Consider the following 17,521-nt stretch of genomic DNA (forward strand, 5'->3'; position numbering starts at 1 on the left):
GCTGATTGTTTTAATAATAATATCAATAAAATTTTATTTCTTTTACTTATTGATAGTTTATATTCTCTTAAAGAATAAGCGAGTGAAATAATTCGTTACAAACAATTATTTGCATAAGCGACTTTATAGGCTGTGTCCTATCAACATAGGTGATGTATGGATATTTTACAAAGCATGATGATTCTAGTTCTTCTAGTCGCATGTTCATTCTTTTTATCCTTATCTGAAATCGCGATTGCTGGATCACGAAAACTCAAACTCAAACTCATTGCTGAAAGCGGTGAGGATAGAGCAAATAAAGTCATCGAGTTACAAGAAAACTCAGCAGACTTTTTTGCATCCACCCAAGTCGGCGTGAATGCTGTTGCAATCCTGGGGGGTATTGTCGGTGAATCCTCATTGCGTCCTTACTTCCACAACTTGGCGACTGAGCTTTATCCAGGGCCTTGGGCAGATACCATCGGATTCAGCTTATCTTTTTTAACAGTCACTTCCCTATTTATCTTATTTGCTGATTTGATGCCAAAACGTTTGGCCATGATTTTCCCAGAAAAACTAGCCATTAAAGTCATCAATCCAATTACGATCTTTATCAAAATCTGCAGACCATTGGCTTGGTTTATTAATATCATTGCAAATTCAATTTTTAGAATCTTTAAAATTGATACTAAACGCGATGATAGTATGACTTTTGATGATATTTCTGCCATTGTAAATGCCGGTGCACAAGCTGGTGTCTTACAAAAACAAGAACATCATTTCATTGAAAATGTATTTGAGCTTGAAGAACGAACTGTCCCATCCAGCATGACGGCACGAGAAAATATTGTTTATTTCACCTTGAATGAACCTGAACAGAGTATTCGTCAAAAACTGGCTGAACATCCTTATTCAAAATTCTTAGTGTGCAGTGAACATATTGATCAAGTGATTGGTTATGTCGATGCCAAAGATATTCTGGTACGCATCTTAAACAATCAATCCTTTACCCAACTCAATGAATCAACCATCCGTAATGTCCTGATTATTCCAGACTCTTTAACCTTGTCTGAATTGCTGGATCGTTTCCGTTCAACCAAAGAAAAGTTTGCTGTTGTGATCAACGAGTATGCTTTGGTTGTTGGTGTTATCACGCTCAGCGATATTATGATCACGGTTATGGGCGACTGGGTTACACCAATGGATGAGGAAAAGCAGATTATCAAACGCGATAATCATTCTTGGCTGATTGATGGCAGTACACCAATTGAAGATGTAAAACACGCATTAACCATCGAAGAATTCCCTGAAAATGAGAATTACGAAACGATTGCAGGCTTTATCATGTATCGTTTACGCAAGATCCCACGTCCTGCCGATGCTGTTGAATATGCTGGTTTCAAATTTGAAGTTGTCGATATTGACCACTATAAAATTGACCAATTGCTGGTAACCCAAGTTTTACCAAATCTCGAAGGTGAATCTCCAGTATCCCAAGATGATTAATCTTGAAAGCTAAAAAAAGCCCATATATGGGCTTTTTTTATTTCATAACAAACCAGATCACGGCAGCCAATATCAGTAAAATTAAAATAACGACTTTTATTCCACCACGACTCCGCTGCACCAACTGCTCTTGAATCTGCGCCTGTTCTTGTGGATGATCCTGCAAATACTGATCAATTAAATCTTTAGATTCCTTAAGACCTAAACCTGTTTTTTCTCGCGTGATCTTAATTGCATCAATCAGCTGCCCTGCACGAAGCATGGCTAAAGCTTCTGCAGGAATCGTCGGTGGTAAATTCATAAAAGTAACAATCCTTGTTATTTTCTATTGGCAACCGCATTAATCAGAACAGGAGGTTTATAATTCCTTAATTCCCACCATACATGGAGATGAGCTCATCCAAGGTCGCTTGATAGTGAATAGCAATGTCTTCTGCCAAAATTTTATAGGCATTATCAAACTGAACCATTGGCCAACCTTCTTTCCAAAATGGGAAAATATTGTGTAGACCTTCTGTCACGATTGCATCTTCACGGCTAATCGCTTGAGCAACCTGAGCCAAGACCTGAGCGGTTTCTGCACCATCAATCGCTAAATAATCAATACCACGCACTTTTAAAATACGGATACGATCTTTTTTATAGCGAATTTTCTTCGCCTGACCGGCATTCAAACCTAATGCCAGCGTAACCGCTTCTACAAACTTTTCTTCAAAGCTTGTATTCAGTGCAACCAAAGCTTGTTTATGTGCTTCTTGACGTCCAGCTTTCCCCCCATTACGGATAATCTCATTTGCTTCCGTATCCAGCTTATCTTTTTTCATAGACTGTAAAATGTCTAAAATTTCGATATCGCTTAAAGATTCAGGAGATTGCTCAATCATGGGAGTCCTAATACACAAAAATAAAAAAGTATTGTCTCATAAAAGCGATATCAAAGCAGAATAAAATTGAAAATTGGCATTCTATCTGCATCATTTTTTATGTCAGATTTGAGAGCTAGCTAGCTCTCCAACTGAATCAGATCTTTTGAAGCTATATTTATTTGCATAATTATTTTTACCCTGATAATATTATTTTACCCGTATAAAACAATCCGAAGAAAATGAATACTCAAATAACAACCTATACTGCCTTTTCAGGGAGTACCTTCATCGCAACTGGGCAACCTACTGAGCTTGCAATTAAGATTAAACTTACGCCCAAGACAACTGAAAATATTTTAATTTTCAATGATCAAACTGGCCGACAGGTTGATCTTGATCTTTCTGGTTCTGAACAAGAAATTCATCAACGTTATAGCGAGCCTGAGCCGACAAAGAAAGTTGGGCGACCGAAACTTGGGGTCATCTCTCGTGAAATTACCTTACAGAAAAAACATTGGGATTGGTTAGATCAACAGAGTTCCAGTGCATCTGCTGTGATTCGGAAGTTGATTGATAAAGAGCTGAATGATCCAACTTCTGAAAGCAATATCATGCTCGCCAAACAATCCACCGACCGCTTTATGTCTGCCATGTTGGGTAATATGCCAAATTATGAAGAGGCAACCCGTGCTTTATATCAGGGTGATCAAGCGAATTTCTTAAAGATGATTCAAGATTATCCTAAAGATATAAAAAACTATTTAGTTTTTAAAACACATCATATTTTCTAAATATATTCTTTTTATTATTTGTTAAAATAACTTGCTCTATCCGTCTTAGATGGTAGAGCATTTTTACAACCATCGAGTGAAAACCATAGTTTAGTGATCATATAAAACTGATATTCAAAGACCTAAAAATATAGATATTAAAAAGGATAAGTAAAATGGTCAAACTTAAGAATGAGAATTTCCTTTATATTGGCCTATTTGTTTTGCTCTGGGGAAGTGCTGCTATTTTTACCAAATGGGGACTTCATCATGGTGCTGCAATTCCTTTTCTGTTTTTCCGTTTTTTGATTGCTACCGCATTAATTTTATCCTTCTGTGTGATTTCAAAACAGCCTTTTTACCCACAAAACACCTCTTTTAAATATGTCATATTGACGGGTTGCTTTTTAATTACGGGTTATACCCTATTTTATTTTTTATCCCTTGAATTTGGAATTTCACCAGGGCTCCTTTCCACCATCCTTGCATTACAACCTATTCTGACCTTTTTTATTACAGAGAAAAGTTTTTCCAAAGTTAAGCTCACAGGGTTATTGCTTAGTTTTTTTGGAATTATTTGTTTGGTTTATAACAATATGTTTGTCAATAAATTATCTTTATGGGCAACGCTTGCTTCAATTATGTGCCTGACATGTATTACGGCAGGTGTGATTCTACAGAGAAAAATTTCTGAAAAACCATGGCACGTTTTACCACTACAATATGCAATTTCTTTGATTTTCATGATCTTAATCGTCCCATTTCAATCATTTAATTTTGAGATGAATTGGGGCTTTTGGATTCCAGTTTTATATCAAGGCATCATTGTTTCTGTAATTGCCCAACTGATTTTTTATAAATTATTACAATCAGGCAATCTGGTGAATACAACCAGCTTATTCTATCTTGTGCCCCTTGTGACTTTGATACTCGACTTTATGATTTTTGATACCCAACTTTCTACTTTCGACTACGTTGGAATTACAGCAATCTTGAGTGGTGTTTATTTAGTGTATAGAAAAGCAGTTAAACCAAGTTGCACAACATAATATCAAAACTACAACTGCAAAGAATACAATGAGTAAATATCCCACAGAACCAATTCCAGCTTTTTTTAGCCCACTCAAATAAAAAAACCCGCTTTCGCGGGTTTCCAAAATCAATTCAGCCGATTAAAGACGAACTAACTCCACCACTTTCTCAGCGGCTTCTTCAACCGTTTCAGCAGCAATCTCGGTATCTGTACCTTCAACAATCGTAGTGATAATTACAACACCTGTTTCACGCAACAATGCAATTTGCTCAGCAGTTAAATTGGCTTTCGCAATCGCAACTACACCCTGCTGGATCAACAAGCTTTCTAAAGCTTGAGCTTTCTCGATCAACGATGCAGAAACACCAATCACCGCAGGCTTCTGACCTAAACGAGCTGCACGATCTTCCGCAGTCACAGGATTGCTGTGTGCTGTCCATTCAACAGCAGCTTCAACCATACCAGCACCGACAGTCACATTGCTTAGACGGTCAATAAAGATAAATGAACCGGTGTAACGGCTGTCTTGATATTGATCGAAGACCACTGGCGCATCAAACTCAACTACAACATCCGCAATTGCATTCAACTCAAGCTCTTCAACTTGCGTGTGTTCCAACGTATTCACATTGACACGGAAGTTAATTGCAGTGACCTTAGCTGGAACAGTTTGAGTACCAATTTTAACGTTGTACAGTTTGCCTTTTACCAGCGGGTGCTCATTCATCCAAACCACTGATGCACGCACACTACGTGAAATCAATGGTTGCTCGCCTGCACGAACCAAAACGTTACCACGAGAAATATCAATTTCATCGTTTAACGTTAAAGTGACTGCTTGACCAGCAACGGCGTGTTCTAGGTTGCCATCAAAAGTTACGATTTCTTTAACTGTTGATTTTTTGCCAGATGGCAAGGCAATAATTTCATCACCAACATTCACTTGACCAAGCGCAATCGTACCAGCGAAACCACGGAAATCGAGGTTTGGACGATTCACATATTGAACAGGGAAACGGAATTCACGTTTATTTGATTCACGTTTAATTTCCACTGATTCAAGTAGGCTCATCAAGGTTTGACCCTTGTACCATGGCGTACTTGCAGATGGATTAACAACGTTGTCGCCATTCAATGCTGAGATAGGGACGAACACAATATTTTCAGGGCGACGATCACCAAGTTGACTCACAAAGGCATCATATTCAACTTGGATTTCATTGAAACGTGCTTCAGAGAACTCAACCAAGTCCATCTTGTTAATCGCAACAACGATATTTTTAATACCGAGTAAGCTTGCGATAAATGAATGGCGACGAGTTTGAGTTTGCACACCATAACGTGCATCAATCAAGATAATCGCAAGATCGGCAGTGGATGCACCTGTTGCCATGTTACGCGTGTATTGTTCATGCCCAGGTGTATCGGCAATGATGAACTTACGCTTTTCTGTAGAGAAATAGCGATAAGCCACATCAATGGTAATGCCCTGCTCACGTTCAGCCTGTAGACCATCGACCAGCAAAGCAAGATCAGGTGCATCCCCTGTAGTACCCACTTTCTTACTGTCACGCGTTACTGCTTGCAATTGATCTTCATAAATCAATTTTGAATCGTAAAGTAAACGACCAATTAAGGTACTTTTACCATCATCGACATTACCGCATGTCAAAAAGCGTAATAAATCTTTTTGCTCATGCTGTTTTAAATATCCCAAGATGTCTTGGCTAATAAGATCTGATTGATGAGACATTGCTCAAAACTCCACATATTCTTTAGAAATCGGTTTTAATCTCCTTAAATCCCTCTTTAAAAAGAGAGACTTGCTTAAGGAAATTAGAAATAACCTTCTTGCTTTTTCTTTTCCATCGAACCAGCCTCATCATGGTCAATCATACGACCTTGACGCTCTGAGCTGGTGGCTAAAAGCATTTCTTGGATAATTTCAGGCAAGGTATCTGCTTCAGACTCAACTGCACCAGTTAACGGGTAACAACCAAGTGTACGGAAACGTACCGATTTCATTTGTGGAACTTCACCTTCTTTTAAGCGCATACGCTCATCATCGACCATGATTAACGTACCACTACGTTCAACCACAGGTCGAACTGCAGAGAAATAGAGAGGAACGAGTTGAATATTTTCCAAATAGATATATTGCCAGATGTCTAACTCAGTCCAGTTAGACAATGGGAATACACGAATACTTTCGCCTTTGTTCACTTTACCGTTGTAAAGGTTCCAAAGTTCCGGACGCTGGTTCTTTGGATCCCAACGATGTTTATTATCACGGAATGAATACACACGCTCTTTGGCACGAGATTTTTCTTCATCACGGCGTGCACCACCAAAAGCAGCATCAAACTGATACTTATCCAAGGCTTGTTTTAAACCTTGGGTTTTCATGATGTCCGTATATTTTGAACTGCCGTGATCAAACGGGTTAATCCCCGCCTCACGACCTTCTACATTTTGATGCACGATCAGATCGAAGCCATGGGTTTTTGCCATGTTATCACGGAAAGCAATCATGTCTTTAAACTTCCAGCCCGTATCTACATGCAGTAGCGGGAATGGGAGTTTCGCTGGATAGAATGCTTTGAGTGCCAAATGCAACATTACCGCTGAGTCTTTACCAATCGAGTAAAGCATCACAGGGTTTTCAAATTCAGCTGCAACTTCACGAATAATATGAATACTTTCTGCCTCAAGTTGCTTGAGGTGAGTTAATCTATTTTCAGTCATGTACAATTTCCTCCTTATCCATGCTATCCATAAAATCTATAAGTGGGATTAAACCACCACTTTGAAGACTGTGTGGAGGAACGAGTGCCATAACAACTCCAATTTTTCATGATATAGATATTCTTACTGGTGGCAAAAAACCACTCAATAGCGGTTATTCATTATAATAATTTAGATCCAGTTCTTTAGCTTGTTTTTTCATATCAATATGCAAAATTATGATATAAAAATAAGATTATGGAATATCAATACAATCTATTCCTCACCAAAAAATATAAAAAAAGAAGCCAAAAGGCTCCTTTTTTCAAAGATTTAAAACCTATCAGAAACCGAACATTTTCCGTTCTAATGGAATTTCAACACCAACAGAAACACCACCATCACTGCCATTCAAATCAGAATCACTGACCCAACCATTCACTTTTAATGGAATTGTTGGCTTCAAATAGTGTGTCCAAGTCAAATCAAGCGCTTTTATATTGTCTTCTTTTGGAAATGCAGTATTAACAACCACATTTGATTGATTCAATTTGGCATAAATTACACGCCCATTTAAACGGTTCATTGTATCAAAACGAATATCACCACCAACCGAATACATTTGACCATCACCACCCATTGCATGGCCTAAAGAAAAACCATGTTGGTAATAGCCTTCTTTATAAATATGGTGAGTATAAGAAACACCTTTTACCTCACCATTGGTACGTGTATCCGTCCATTCTGCATAGAGCTGATACGGCATATCCTTATAACTTGAAGAAAAATCTGCACCTGCTAGATACATCCATTTTGCTGGTAAATATCCGGCCTCATCCTCACCAATCATTTGACTATAGATACTAATCGGTTGATTCAATAATGGTTGTAAAGATAAACGCGCATCAAAGCCTGCTAATTGATTTCCACCTTCGTAATCATTATAAAAATTATCATTGCCTTTAATCGCATCCCATAACGAGCTCAGGCTTTCAGGACGACCTTTTCCACCCCACTGCATGACACGTGAAGCACCCAACTCCAAATAAGGCAATGGCTGAGCAGTCAAACGCATCCCAACAAGTTTTGCATCTGGAATAGAAGTATAATCATCTAACTGACCTCCAAATAGCTGATACTGCCAAGGGCCAATCCAAGACAACCACTTGCTCTCAAATGCATTTTGGACAGCACGCTGCACCGTAACACCATAAACGGGGCGGCTTGCATCACCACGAATCAAACTTCCATCATGTCCAGGTCCCCAATAGGTTGGAATCTGACCTGCGATCACCCATTGATTCCAAAGCTTACCAGCAAGATAAGAACCTTCTACATTGACATCATGCCCATTATCAACCAATGGATCTTTCTCTCCATTCACACGAAGTTTCGCATCCCAATTTTCACCACCTGCATTAAACTCAGCAGCGACCTGATATTGTGATTTTTGGTTGTCACCAAATGTTTGAGGGACAGTTTTAAGATCAGAGCCAGCATGTAAACCAAGTTTAACCGTTTCATTATCAGCTTTTATTGCATTAACAACTGAGTTCACCACCTTTTGCTGAGTATTATTGCTCACTTTGGCTTGAGATAAAGCACGTTGTATTTCATCGCCACTCATTGGCCAAGTTGACGTACTAATTTGAATAACGCCTTGTTGATTCAGCCAATTTAAATCTGTGCGTAGATTTGCATCATTTAAGATGAGACCTTGTGCAAAAGTTGCAGATGCAAGCGAAGCAAATAATGCGACATAAAGCGATTTTTTTAGAAACATGTCTAAACTGTTCTCAAATTTATTTATGTGCACATGATCGTTTTTTTACGATCTCTTTTCAATCATCAAATGCAATAATTATATTTTTTTAACCATGAATATAAAAAGCCACTTCATGGAAGTGGCTTTTGAATAAATGGTAAATTAATCTTTACGGCGCATATGCGGGAATAACAACACGTCACGAATACTCGCAGCATTGGCAAACAACATCACCAAACGGTCAATACCGATGCCTTGACCGGCTGTCGGTGGCAAGCCATATTCCAATGCTTCGATAAAGTCAGCATCGTAGTGCATTGCTTCATCATCACCTGCATCTTTTTCTGCAACCTGTGCTTGGAAGCGCTCAGCCTGATCAATTGGGTCATTTAACTCAGAGAAACCATTTGCCAATTCACGACCACCGATAAAGAACTCGAAACGATCGGTAATATGTGGATTATCATCATTACGACGAGCAAGTGGTGAAGTTTCAGCAGGATATTCAGTAATGAACGTCGGCTGACGCAGTTTAGTTTCTACGGTTTCTTCAAATACGATGGTTTGTAATTTGCCTAAACCAAAACCAGGCTTCACCTGCTCTTTTAGAACGTCTTTGGTAAATTTCGCCAAGAATTCGCGGTCATTCACATTTTCAGGCGTGAAGTCTGGATTATTCTCAAGAATTGCATCAAACATTGAGATTTTCTTGAATGGGCCCTTGAAGCTATAGACTTCTTCACCATAAGGCACATCGGTAGAACCCAAGATATCAACTGCCAATTTTTCAAGCATGTTTTCAGTCAATACCATCAAGTCTTTATAATCAGCATAGGCTTGATAGAACTCGATCATCGTGAATTCAGGGTTGTGGCGTGTTGAAACCCCTTCGTTACGGAAGTTACGGTTAATTTCAAACACACGCTCAAAACCACCCACCACAAGGCGTTTTAAATAGAGTTCCGGTGCAACACGTAAATACAGTTCCATGTCCAAAGCATTGTGATGCGTTACGAATGGCTTCGCAGATGCGCCACCCGGAATCACATGCATCATTGGCGTTTCCACTTCCATGAAGCGCTCATTGGTCAAGAATGCACGAATACCTGCAACCACTTGGGCACGAATTTCGAACGTTTTACGTGTTTCTTCATTTACGATCAAATCTAAATAACGTTTACGATATTTAGCTTCTGTATCGGTTAAACCATGGAATTTATCTGGAAGTGGACGAAGTGATTTGGTCAGTAATTCAAAACCTTCAAGGTGTACATATAAGTCACCTTTACCAGAACGGCCAATATAACCTTCAGCAGCGATGATATCACCAAGGTCTAAACTTTTAATCGTTTCCAAAATATCAGCTGGCAAACCTTTACGATCTACATAAAGTTGAATACGACCCGTCATATCTTGGATCACCATAAATGACCCACGGTTCAACATCACACGACCAGCAACTTTTACATAAACTTTTTCAGCACCTTCAATTTGCGCCTTGTCTTGATCTTTAAACTGTTCTTGCAAATCAGCTGCATAGTGTTCACGTTTAAACGTGTTTGGCCACGGGCTCTTACCCGTTTGTTTTGCAGTCTCTTGGATTTGCTTTAATTTGGCATGACGCTGTGCGATTAAATCGTTTTCGGAAAGTGTTTGTTCAGAAGTCGATTGAGCGTTTTGTTGCGTCATCTCTGCCTCGATTAAGTAAAAAATGAAGTGACATAGAATAGCAGATCACAACTCATTTTCGTATTGTTTCAACCAGACAATTCAAAAAAATCAAGATTGATCCATTTTTGAATCGAGATAACGCAGCAATTTTCCGCTAAAAAACCGATCGGCTGTCGCTTATTTCTCCGCTAAATGCTTGACCATGGCAAGTCCCTGATCAAAGCCTTTATTCATAAATTCTGCATGTTCTGGTTGAATATCGACCTCTACATGCAATTGCGTTTCACCATTAAAATCAAACAACATATATTTTTCCAAAGCACCTGCCCAAGACTTCACAGTCTCACTTTCCAGATCCTCCTTGCCGTTCTCGATCATCCCAAGATGCTTAAAAACAATCTCTTTAGGCTCATCAATACTTTCAATGGTAGAGATCATGCCATTGCCTTTACCATCTCCGAAATAGGTTTTACCACCCACTTTCCAATCCGTGGTCATGGTTGAATCGCAGGCAAAGAATTTTGTCCATGCCTGATAACTTTCTGGGGTCCACAAGACTTCCCAAACTTTCTCAGGGGTCGCATAAATTTTTATATTATAAGATAAGGTTTCCATGCTTTATTCTCCTTGATCATTGTTTTCATCATCATATCTTGATTCTGAATGTTTGTTTTTTATACACACTATATTTATACATTTCGGCTTTTTTTAATTGTATAAGCGTTATATTTTTACAAAAAATTAGAGTAATTGCTCAAATAACAAGACTTTCAGATAGAATTGCCATATCACTTTTTGAATAAATGATTAAACTCTTGCATTTACTTTACTTAAATGTCGTTCTGCGTAAAAATCTAACTCCCGATTAGCATAAGTTAGTTCCTATTGCAGCGATCATAGCGACATTACGGAATAGTTTTACTGAAAGGCAACTTGAACATACCTATCAGTTTGGAGAGTCACATGAAAAAATATCAATGTATCGTTTGTGGTTGGATTTACGACGAAGCAGAAGGTTGGCCACAAGACGGCATTGCAGCAGGGACCAAATGGGAAGATATCCCAGATGATTGGACTTGCCCAGATTGCGGCGTTTCAAAAGCTGATTTTGAAATGGTTGAAATCTAAATAGATCGAGAAGGCCGTGACAATGATCATGGTCTTTTTTTTGCTATCGTTTGTTTTTAAATAAGAAAATATTGGAGAATAGAATGCATCCTATCGTTATCATCGGATCGGGCATGGCAGGTTACACCGTAGCGCGAGAGTTTCGTAAACTAAGTCCTGAACAAGAACTGGTTATGATCTGTGCAGATGATGCGGTAAATTATGCAAAACCAACATTATCGAATGCCTTTGCAGGGAATAAAGCACCAGAACAAATTGCTTTAGGCGATGCGACAAAGATGGCAACCCAATTGAATATGCGCATTGATGCAGACACATGGGTGAAAGCAATCAATGCCGAAAACCATGAACTTACATTAGAAAAAAATGGGAAAACCATTACCCAACCTTATTCAAAGTTAGTATTGGCTGTCGGTGCAAACCCTATCCGCTTAGCGATTGCCGGTGATGGCAGTGATGACATCCATGTTGTGAACTCATTGGTCGACTATCGTATCTTCCGTGAAAACCTTGCAAAACGTAAAGACAAACGTGTGGTTATTCTTGGTGCGGGTCTGATTGGCTGTGAATTTGCCAATGACTTATTGCATAGCCAATATGATGTTACGGTAATTGACTTAGCTCCTCAGCCACTTGGTCGTCTATTGCCAAACCATGTCGCTGAAGCCTTTAAGACCAATTTAGAACAAGCAGGCATTAAATTTGCACTCTCCACCACCGTGGAAAAAGTCACCAAAATTAATAATGGTGAAGACTACGAAGTCACTTTAGCCAATGGTAAAACACTGGTCGCTGATATTGTTCTTTCTGCAATTGGCTTACAACCGAATATCTCTTTAGCAAAAGCAGCAGATATTCAAACCAGTCGTGGCATTATTACCAACACGCTTTTAGAAACCAATCAAGCGGATATCTATGCCGTTGGTGACTGTGCAGAAGTGAATGGCACTTTATTGCCATATGTGATGCCAATTATGCAGCAAGCACGTGCTTTAGCAAAAACACTTAGTGGTCAAAGCACAGCGGTACACTACCCTGCTATGCCAGTTGCAGTAAAAACACCTGCTGCGCCATTGACGGTTTTACCTGCACCGCTTAATGTGGATGTGAACTGGGAAACAGAAGAGTTTGATGACGGTATGCTTGCCAAAGCAGCTGATGGCGAAGGAACCTTGAGAGGTTTTGTACTGTTAGGCCCAACTGCAGGCAAACAACGTTTAACACTCACCAAGCTGGTTCCAGACTTGATTCCAGCGCAAGTTTAAGGTTTAAATACGAGAGTTTGTTGAGAAAAGAATTTCCTCCAAACTCTCTAAGCAATAAGAAGAATTCAATTTGGAACGAAGATCATGAACAGTGCCCTCCAATTTAACGTGTCACCATATGCGTCTTTTATGCAGGAAACCAAAGTTACTTTGGGCAATGGCATTGAACTACATGTTGAAATGGGCGGAAATCCTGAGCATCCAACCATCTTATTGATCATGGGTCTAGGTGCACAAATGCTGTTTTGGCCTGATTTCTTCTGTAAAGCCTTAATCGATCAAGGTTTCCGTGTAGTTCGCTTTGATAATCGCGATATTGGTTTATCTTCTAAAATTCGTAATAAAGGCAAACGACTCAATACCATGAAACTGATGAGTCGTTTCATGTTTGGGCTCCGCAATGAAGGCGCACCTTATACCTTATATGATATGGCGGATGATGTGGCGATGCTGATTGATCAGCTAGGCATCGAGAAAGCCTATATTATTGGTGCCTCAATGGGCGGAATGATTTCACAGATTGTTGCTGCGAAATATCCAGAAAAAGTAGAAAAAATAGGTTTACTCTTTACCAGTAATAATCAACCATTTTTACCTCCACCTTTTCCAAAGCAGCTTTTTAGCTTATTGGGTAAACCTGAAGGACATGATGAAGAAACAATTATTAATCATAGTTTAAATGTTTTCCGTATTATCGGTTCACCTGGTTATGTCAATCCAGTCGAATCAATTCAAACCATTCGCAAATTATATCGACGTAGTTTTTATCCAGCGGGTGTACTTCAACAATTTTTAGCAATATTATGTACAGGTTCTTTGTTACCATTGAACAAAACAATTACTCAGCCGACATTGGTTGTACACGGATCAAAAGATCGCCTGTTACCACCAAGTCACGGGAAAGCTGTTGCAAAAGCAATTTCTGGTGCTAAGTTTGAATTAATTCAAGGAATGGGGCATGATATTCCTGCACATTTCATTCCGCAACTTAGTGGTTTGTTTACTCACCACTTTAGATCATCACACTAGGACACTATGGCTGCATTACCCTCATTAAGACAGCTATCATATTTAGTTACGTTGTCAGAAACTTTACATTTTACTGAAGCAGCGCGTCGTTCCTTTGTTACCCAGTCAACATTGTCTGGTGGCATCATGGAATTGGAGCGTTTATTAGGTGGGGTCTTAGTTGAGCGTGATCGTCAAAACGTCCGTTTAACCCCATTAGGTGAGCAAGTAGTGGCGCGAGCGCGAGTGTTGCTTGCCGATGCGCAAGACCTGATGCGTTTAAGCCGAGAGATGAGTGAACCATTAACAGGTGATTTGCATCTCGGTATTATTCCAACCATTGCACCTTTTATTCTGACTCAACTCTTAGATGAAGTTCATCAGCAATTGCCAAAAATCCAACTACACTTACATGAAGCACAAAGTGAGAAAATTGTAGAGAAGTTGGAACATGGTAATTTAGACATGATTGTACTTGCGCTTCCGTTTGATACGCGCAGTCTAAAAGTTGCTGAAATTGCCAAAGAACACTTATTCCTTGTGTATAACAAGAAAGATACCAATGCAGCCAATGCAAATTCTCTAGATGATTTGGATCTATCTCGTTTAATGCTGCTTGAGGAAGGTCATTGCTTACGTGACCATGCTTTAAGTGCCTGCCCTGTTGGTGAACGCAAAAATGATCATCGCTTAAAAGCAAGCTCATTACCAACGCTGGTTGAAATGGTATCGTCTGATTTAGGCTTTACCCTTTTACCTGAGATCGCGCTTAAAAACAGTATGATTCATTTCAATGAAGATATTGATGTGAAAGCGATTGAAGCTGCACCAAGTCGCACATTGGCTTTAGTAACCCGTAAAAGTACACCATTACAAAGTGAGTTTGATGTGATCTTGCAAATTCTGCAAAAAATCACGGCTCATTTATCGTAATAAAAAAAGCCTGTAATTCGGATCGAATTACAGGCTTTTCAATACAATTAAAATAATTATTAAATATCCAATAAATTCACTTGTTCAACTTGCACATCACTCATACGTAGACCTTGATCAAGTAATTCATCGAAATACGATTCCACCACTTTGGCTTGATCAGCCGTATTTTCAACTTTATACATATTCTGACGAAACTCGTTACTTGAGCGTAAGCCTTTGGTATACCAAGCAATATGCTTACGGGCAATACGACAACCTGAGTATTCACCATAGAAATCATATAGCTCAGCCAGATGCCCCAATAATACCGCTTTGACTTCTGCAATATCAGGCGCAGCAAGATGCTCACCTGTTTTTAAATAATGGGCAATTTCTCGGAATATCCAAGGTCGGCCTTGGGCTGCACGGCCAATCATAATGGCATCTGCACCCGTATAATCCAGCACATATTTGGCTTTTTCGGGACTATCAATATCACCATTGGCAATCAATGGGATATCAATCAATTCTTTAACCTGCTTAATCAACTCATAACGTGCAGTATTCAAATACATATCTTCACGGGTACGACCATGCAAGGCTAAGGCTGCAATTCCAGATTCTTCGGCACGTTTGGCCACACGTAAAATATTTTCATGACCATTTAAAAAACCTAATCGGGTTTTTAAAGTGACTGGTACATCCACTGCAGAAACTACGGCATCGAGAATACGCGCAACGAGATCTTCGTCTTGTAATAAAGCCGAACCCGCGAGTTTGTTACATACTTTCTTGGCTGGGCAACCCATATTGATATCAACAATCTGCGCACCATTCGCCACTTGATAACGTGCTGCTTCAGCCAGTTGCTCTGGATCAGAACCTGCGATTTGTGCAGAGATTGGTGCAAGCTCACCATCAAAATTAGCCCGATAAAGACTCTTTTTACTCATACGAAGTGTCTTGTCTGCGGTCATCATTTCACTGACCGCATGTCCCGCACCAAAGTATTTGCACAGCGTTCTAAAAGGACGGTCCGTAACGCCTGCCATCGGGGCGACAAAAATAGGGGAATGCTTTGATTTATCAAACAATTCTGCAATTACGTTGTTTTTACTCAATTTTCACTTTCCCATATTCTCAAAGGTTTTACATCATTTTCAATCATTCTTAACTATTCTTTACGCCTTATTTGCGCCATAATCACCCTTGTGGCGTAAATCCAACTTTATGGCGTAAATATGGGAACAATTGCAGAACGAACTACAGCAGATGGTAAAACTCGATACAGAGCTCAAATACGAATAACTCGTAAAGGCTTACCACCATTTATTAAAACAAGAACTTTTGCAAAAGAGTCATTAGCCAAAGAATGGATTAAGCGACTTGAAGCAGAGATTCTGGTTAATCCTGCTATTCTAAATCCAGAAGCTAAGGTTGTGTCAAAAACTTTAGAACAATTCATCACTCAATATTTAGATGAAATTAGTGACGAATTTGCTGATACCAAAACTGCAGCACTAAAAAATATCTGTAATTATGATATTGCCCATAAAGATGCTTATACCCTTTCACGACAAGATTTCTCATCATTTGCCATTGAACGACGAAAAGGCAATCCAATTGAAATGATAGATGGAGTTGCCCCAGCAACTGCATTAAAGGATTTATCCCATATTTCATCGGTTCTAAACCATGCTGAACTTGTATGGGGTGAAGATGTTGCACATGCAAAAAATGAATTGTCACATTCGCTGATTGGTCTAAAAAAAGCTCGTATTGTTACTAAATCAAAGGAACGTGATCGTTTAATCACATCAGAAGAACTTCATATTCTGACCAATCATTTTTATAAAGGCTGGAAACGAGTTCGCAATGCTATTCCCATGCACCTGGTCATGTGGCTTGCGATCTATACAGGTCGTCGTGAAGGTGAACTATGTGAAATGCGTTTAGCTGATTTTGACAAAAAAAATAGTCAATGGAAGATCAGAGACGTTAAAAATCCAGATGGATCCAAAGGAAATCATAAGTTTGCCCATTTAGAGCCTAATGCCCTCCTCATTATTGAAGAATTACTCGAACCTTCTACTCGAAAAAGAATGCTGGAGCTGGGTTATAGTGATGAGCTTTTATTGCCTGTCAATGTACAGACGGTCAGTGATTATTTTCGTAGAGCATGTCGTTTAAATGGAATTGAAGATTTAAGGTTCCATGATTTACGCCATGAAGCTGCAACACGCTATGCAGAGGATGGCTTTACGATACCGCAACTTCAAACAATTACATTACATTCATCATGGAATAGTCTTAAACGGTATGTAAACCTAAGAAAACGTGGTGAACGTTTAGATTATCAGACAGCTATTCAATTTGCCCGACAACAATATGACGATAATTATTCTAAATTTGCTTTAAAACAAAGGTATGTATCAGCTGCTGATATTGCGGATGCAGAGGAAGCTTATTCTCAAGTTCAAACACCTGACGTTATAAATACTGAATTTTCTTTTATTAAAGAACAGTTGGAAAGATTTATGAAATCATTCCGCCCGACTAAAAGTGTTAAAGATATGTATAAAGAAAAATCCAATATACAGAACATATTTGCATGGAATGATGTGCAACAGTCTTTTGTGGTCCCATACATACAAAATGCTTGGGAAAATTGGTTTAATGATAATGGGGCTATTGATTGGGAACAGCTTCCAAATGATACGACTCACTTTAGCATCAAAGGGTTAGACGTATTAAAAATTGAAAATGAACGTGTGTATAAATGGGAAAAAGAAATAGAAAAATGGTTTGATATTACTAAATATTTTGATGTCGATATTTCAAATCTTATCAGAAAATGATTATTACAAATTTTATGCTTAATAGGAGGAAAT

At 39.0% G+C, this 17,521-nt stretch carries 16 protein-coding genes; 8 read left to right on the forward strand and 8 right to left on the reverse strand.

Annotation, left to right across the window (positions count from 1 at the left end):
- The first annotated feature begins 156 nt into the window (after positions 1–156).
- On the forward strand, positions 157–1,485 hold the full coding sequence (locus WA352_RS07530) for a hemolysin family protein (RefSeq protein ID WP_336141790.1): 1,329 nt from the start codon (positions 157–159) through the stop codon (positions 1,483–1,485).
- A 37-nt stretch (positions 1,486–1,522) separates the two neighbouring features.
- On the opposite strand, the gene WA352_RS07535 is transcribed toward WA352_RS07530, so the two are convergent.
- Positions 1,523–1,786, reverse strand: a complete 264-nt coding sequence (locus tag WA352_RS07535; RefSeq protein WP_302924236.1) for a 50S ribosomal protein L7/L12 — start codon at positions 1,784–1,786, stop codon at positions 1,523–1,525.
- A gap of 67 nt (positions 1,787–1,853) precedes the next feature.
- Positions 1,854–2,369, reverse strand: coding sequence for a hypothetical protein (locus WA352_RS07540; RefSeq protein WP_241271822.1), 516 nt, complete (start codon positions 2,367–2,369; stop codon positions 1,854–1,856).
- A gap of 221 nt (positions 2,370–2,590) precedes the next feature.
- Between WA352_RS07540 and WA352_RS07545 the strand changes: the two genes are divergently transcribed.
- Together WA352_RS07545 and WA352_RS07550 are read left to right on the forward strand one after the other, a co-directional pair.
- On the forward strand, positions 2,591–3,142 hold the full coding sequence (locus WA352_RS07545; RefSeq protein WP_336141793.1) for a DUF2239 family protein: 552 nt from the start codon (positions 2,591–2,593) through the stop codon (positions 3,140–3,142).
- A 155-nt stretch (positions 3,143–3,297) separates the two neighbouring features.
- Entirely contained in the window at positions 3,298–4,170 is an 873-nt protein-coding gene (locus tag WA352_RS07550; RefSeq protein ID WP_336141795.1) for a DMT family transporter, read from the forward strand.
- Positions 4,171–4,293: 123 nt separating this feature from the next.
- Here the strand turns inward: WA352_RS07550 and cysN are convergent, their stop codons facing one another.
- The 5 genes from cysN to WA352_RS07575 form a co-directional block, all read right to left on the reverse strand.
- Positions 4,294–5,907 carry a sulfate adenylyltransferase subunit CysN gene (gene cysN, locus WA352_RS07555; RefSeq protein ID WP_336141799.1) on the reverse strand — a complete coding sequence of 538 codons (1,614 nt, stop codon included), beginning with the start codon at positions 5,905–5,907 and terminating at the stop codon, positions 4,294–4,296.
- Positions 5,908–5,990: 83 nt separating this feature from the next.
- Positions 5,991–6,899 carry a sulfate adenylyltransferase subunit CysD gene (gene cysD / locus WA352_RS07560; RefSeq protein ID WP_004808480.1) on the reverse strand — a complete coding sequence of 303 codons (909 nt, stop codon included), beginning with the start codon at positions 6,897–6,899 and terminating at the stop codon, positions 5,991–5,993.
- 322 nt (positions 6,900–7,221) lie between these two features.
- Positions 7,222–8,661 (reverse strand): capsule assembly Wzi family protein, encoded by a 1,440-nt coding sequence (locus WA352_RS07565; RefSeq protein WP_336141802.1) that lies wholly within the window; start codon positions 8,659–8,661, stop codon positions 7,222–7,224.
- Between the two features lie 144 nt (positions 8,662–8,805).
- Positions 8,806–10,332: a lysine--tRNA ligase gene (gene lysS / locus WA352_RS07570; protein ID WP_004808486.1), complete on the reverse strand. Its 1,527-nt coding sequence runs from the start codon at positions 10,330–10,332 to the stop codon at positions 8,806–8,808.
- Positions 10,333–10,491: 159 nt separating this feature from the next.
- Positions 10,492–10,929, reverse strand: a complete 438-nt coding sequence (locus WA352_RS07575; RefSeq protein WP_004808488.1) for an SRPBCC family protein — start codon at positions 10,927–10,929, stop codon at positions 10,492–10,494.
- A gap of 348 nt (positions 10,930–11,277) precedes the next feature.
- Between WA352_RS07575 and rubA the strand changes: the two genes are divergently transcribed.
- The 4 genes from rubA to oxyR all read left to right on the forward strand — a co-directional run bounded on the left by rubA (position 11,278) and on the right by oxyR (position 14,648).
- Positions 11,278–11,442, forward strand: coding sequence for a rubredoxin RubA (gene rubA / locus WA352_RS07580; protein ID WP_004678010.1), 165 nt, complete (start codon positions 11,278–11,280; stop codon positions 11,440–11,442).
- 83 nt (positions 11,443–11,525) lie between these two features.
- Complete coding sequence (gene rubB, locus WA352_RS07585; protein ID WP_004808492.1) at positions 11,526–12,707, forward strand: rubredoxin reductase RubB; 1,182 nt, start codon at positions 11,526–11,528, stop codon at positions 12,705–12,707.
- 84 nt (positions 12,708–12,791) lie between these two features.
- Positions 12,792–13,736 (forward strand): esterase EstB, encoded by a 945-nt coding sequence (estB, locus tag WA352_RS07590; RefSeq protein WP_004808493.1) that lies wholly within the window; start codon positions 12,792–12,794, stop codon positions 13,734–13,736.
- Positions 13,737–13,742: 6 nt separating this feature from the next.
- Positions 13,743–14,648, forward strand: coding sequence for a LysR family transcriptional regulator OxyR (oxyR, locus tag WA352_RS07595; protein ID WP_004808494.1), 906 nt, complete (start codon positions 13,743–13,745; stop codon positions 14,646–14,648).
- A gap of 59 nt (positions 14,649–14,707) precedes the next feature.
- On the opposite strand, the gene dusB is transcribed toward oxyR, so the two are convergent.
- On the reverse strand, positions 14,708–15,724 hold the full coding sequence (gene dusB, locus WA352_RS07600; RefSeq protein ID WP_291345762.1) for a tRNA dihydrouridine synthase DusB: 1,017 nt from the start codon (positions 15,722–15,724) through the stop codon (positions 14,708–14,710).
- Positions 15,725–15,871: 147 nt separating this feature from the next.
- Between dusB and WA352_RS07605 the strand changes: the two genes are divergently transcribed.
- Positions 15,872–17,488, forward strand: a complete 1,617-nt coding sequence (locus WA352_RS07605; protein WP_336141808.1) for a tyrosine-type recombinase/integrase — start codon at positions 15,872–15,874, stop codon at positions 17,486–17,488.
- Positions 17,489–17,521: the final 33 nt, after the last annotated feature.

This window comes from Acinetobacter sp. 102 (assembly GCF_037028485.1).
GTDB lineage: Bacteria > Pseudomonadota > Gammaproteobacteria > Pseudomonadales > Moraxellaceae > Acinetobacter > Acinetobacter higginsii.

Excerpts from the sequence above, each read along its gene's own strand:
- WA352_RS07565 (WP_336141802.1), bottom strand. The coding sequence starts at position 8,661 with ATGTTTCTAAAAAAATCGCTTTATGTCGCATTATTTGCTTCGCTTGCA.
- oxyR (WP_004808494.1), top strand. The coding sequence starts at position 13,743 with ATGGCTGCATTACCCTCATTAAGACAGCTATCATATTTAGTTACGTTG.
- WA352_RS07605 (WP_336141808.1), top strand. The coding sequence starts at position 15,872 with ATGGGAACAATTGCAGAACGAACTACAGCAGATGGTAAAACTCGATAC.
- lysS (WP_004808486.1), bottom strand. The coding sequence starts at position 10,332 with ATGACGCAACAAAACGCTCAATCGACTTCTGAACAAACACTTTCCGAA.
- WA352_RS07545 (WP_336141793.1), top strand. The coding sequence starts at position 2,591 with ATGAATACTCAAATAACAACCTATACTGCCTTTTCAGGGAGTACCTTC.
- WA352_RS07575 (WP_004808488.1), bottom strand. The coding sequence starts at position 10,929 with ATGGAAACCTTATCTTATAATATAAAAATTTATGCGACCCCTGAGAAA.
- rubB (WP_004808492.1), top strand. The coding sequence starts at position 11,526 with ATGCATCCTATCGTTATCATCGGATCGGGCATGGCAGGTTACACCGTA.
- WA352_RS07535 (WP_302924236.1), bottom strand. The coding sequence starts at position 1,786 with ATGAATTTACCACCGACGATTCCTGCAGAAGCTTTAGCCATGCTTCGT.
- WA352_RS07540 (WP_241271822.1), bottom strand. The coding sequence starts at position 2,369 with ATGATTGAGCAATCTCCTGAATCTTTAAGCGATATCGAAATTTTAGAC.
- WA352_RS07550 (WP_336141795.1), top strand. The coding sequence starts at position 3,298 with ATGGTCAAACTTAAGAATGAGAATTTCCTTTATATTGGCCTATTTGTT.
- rubA (WP_004678010.1), top strand. The coding sequence starts at position 11,278 with ATGAAAAAATATCAATGTATCGTTTGTGGTTGGATTTACGACGAAGCA.
- WA352_RS07530 (WP_336141790.1), top strand. The coding sequence starts at position 157 with ATGGATATTTTACAAAGCATGATGATTCTAGTTCTTCTAGTCGCATGT.
- cysD (WP_004808480.1), bottom strand. The coding sequence starts at position 6,899 with ATGACTGAAAATAGATTAACTCACCTCAAGCAACTTGAGGCAGAAAGT.
- estB (WP_004808493.1), top strand. The coding sequence starts at position 12,792 with ATGAACAGTGCCCTCCAATTTAACGTGTCACCATATGCGTCTTTTATG.
- cysN (WP_336141799.1), bottom strand. The coding sequence starts at position 5,907 with ATGTCTCATCAATCAGATCTTATTAGCCAAGACATCTTGGGATATTTA.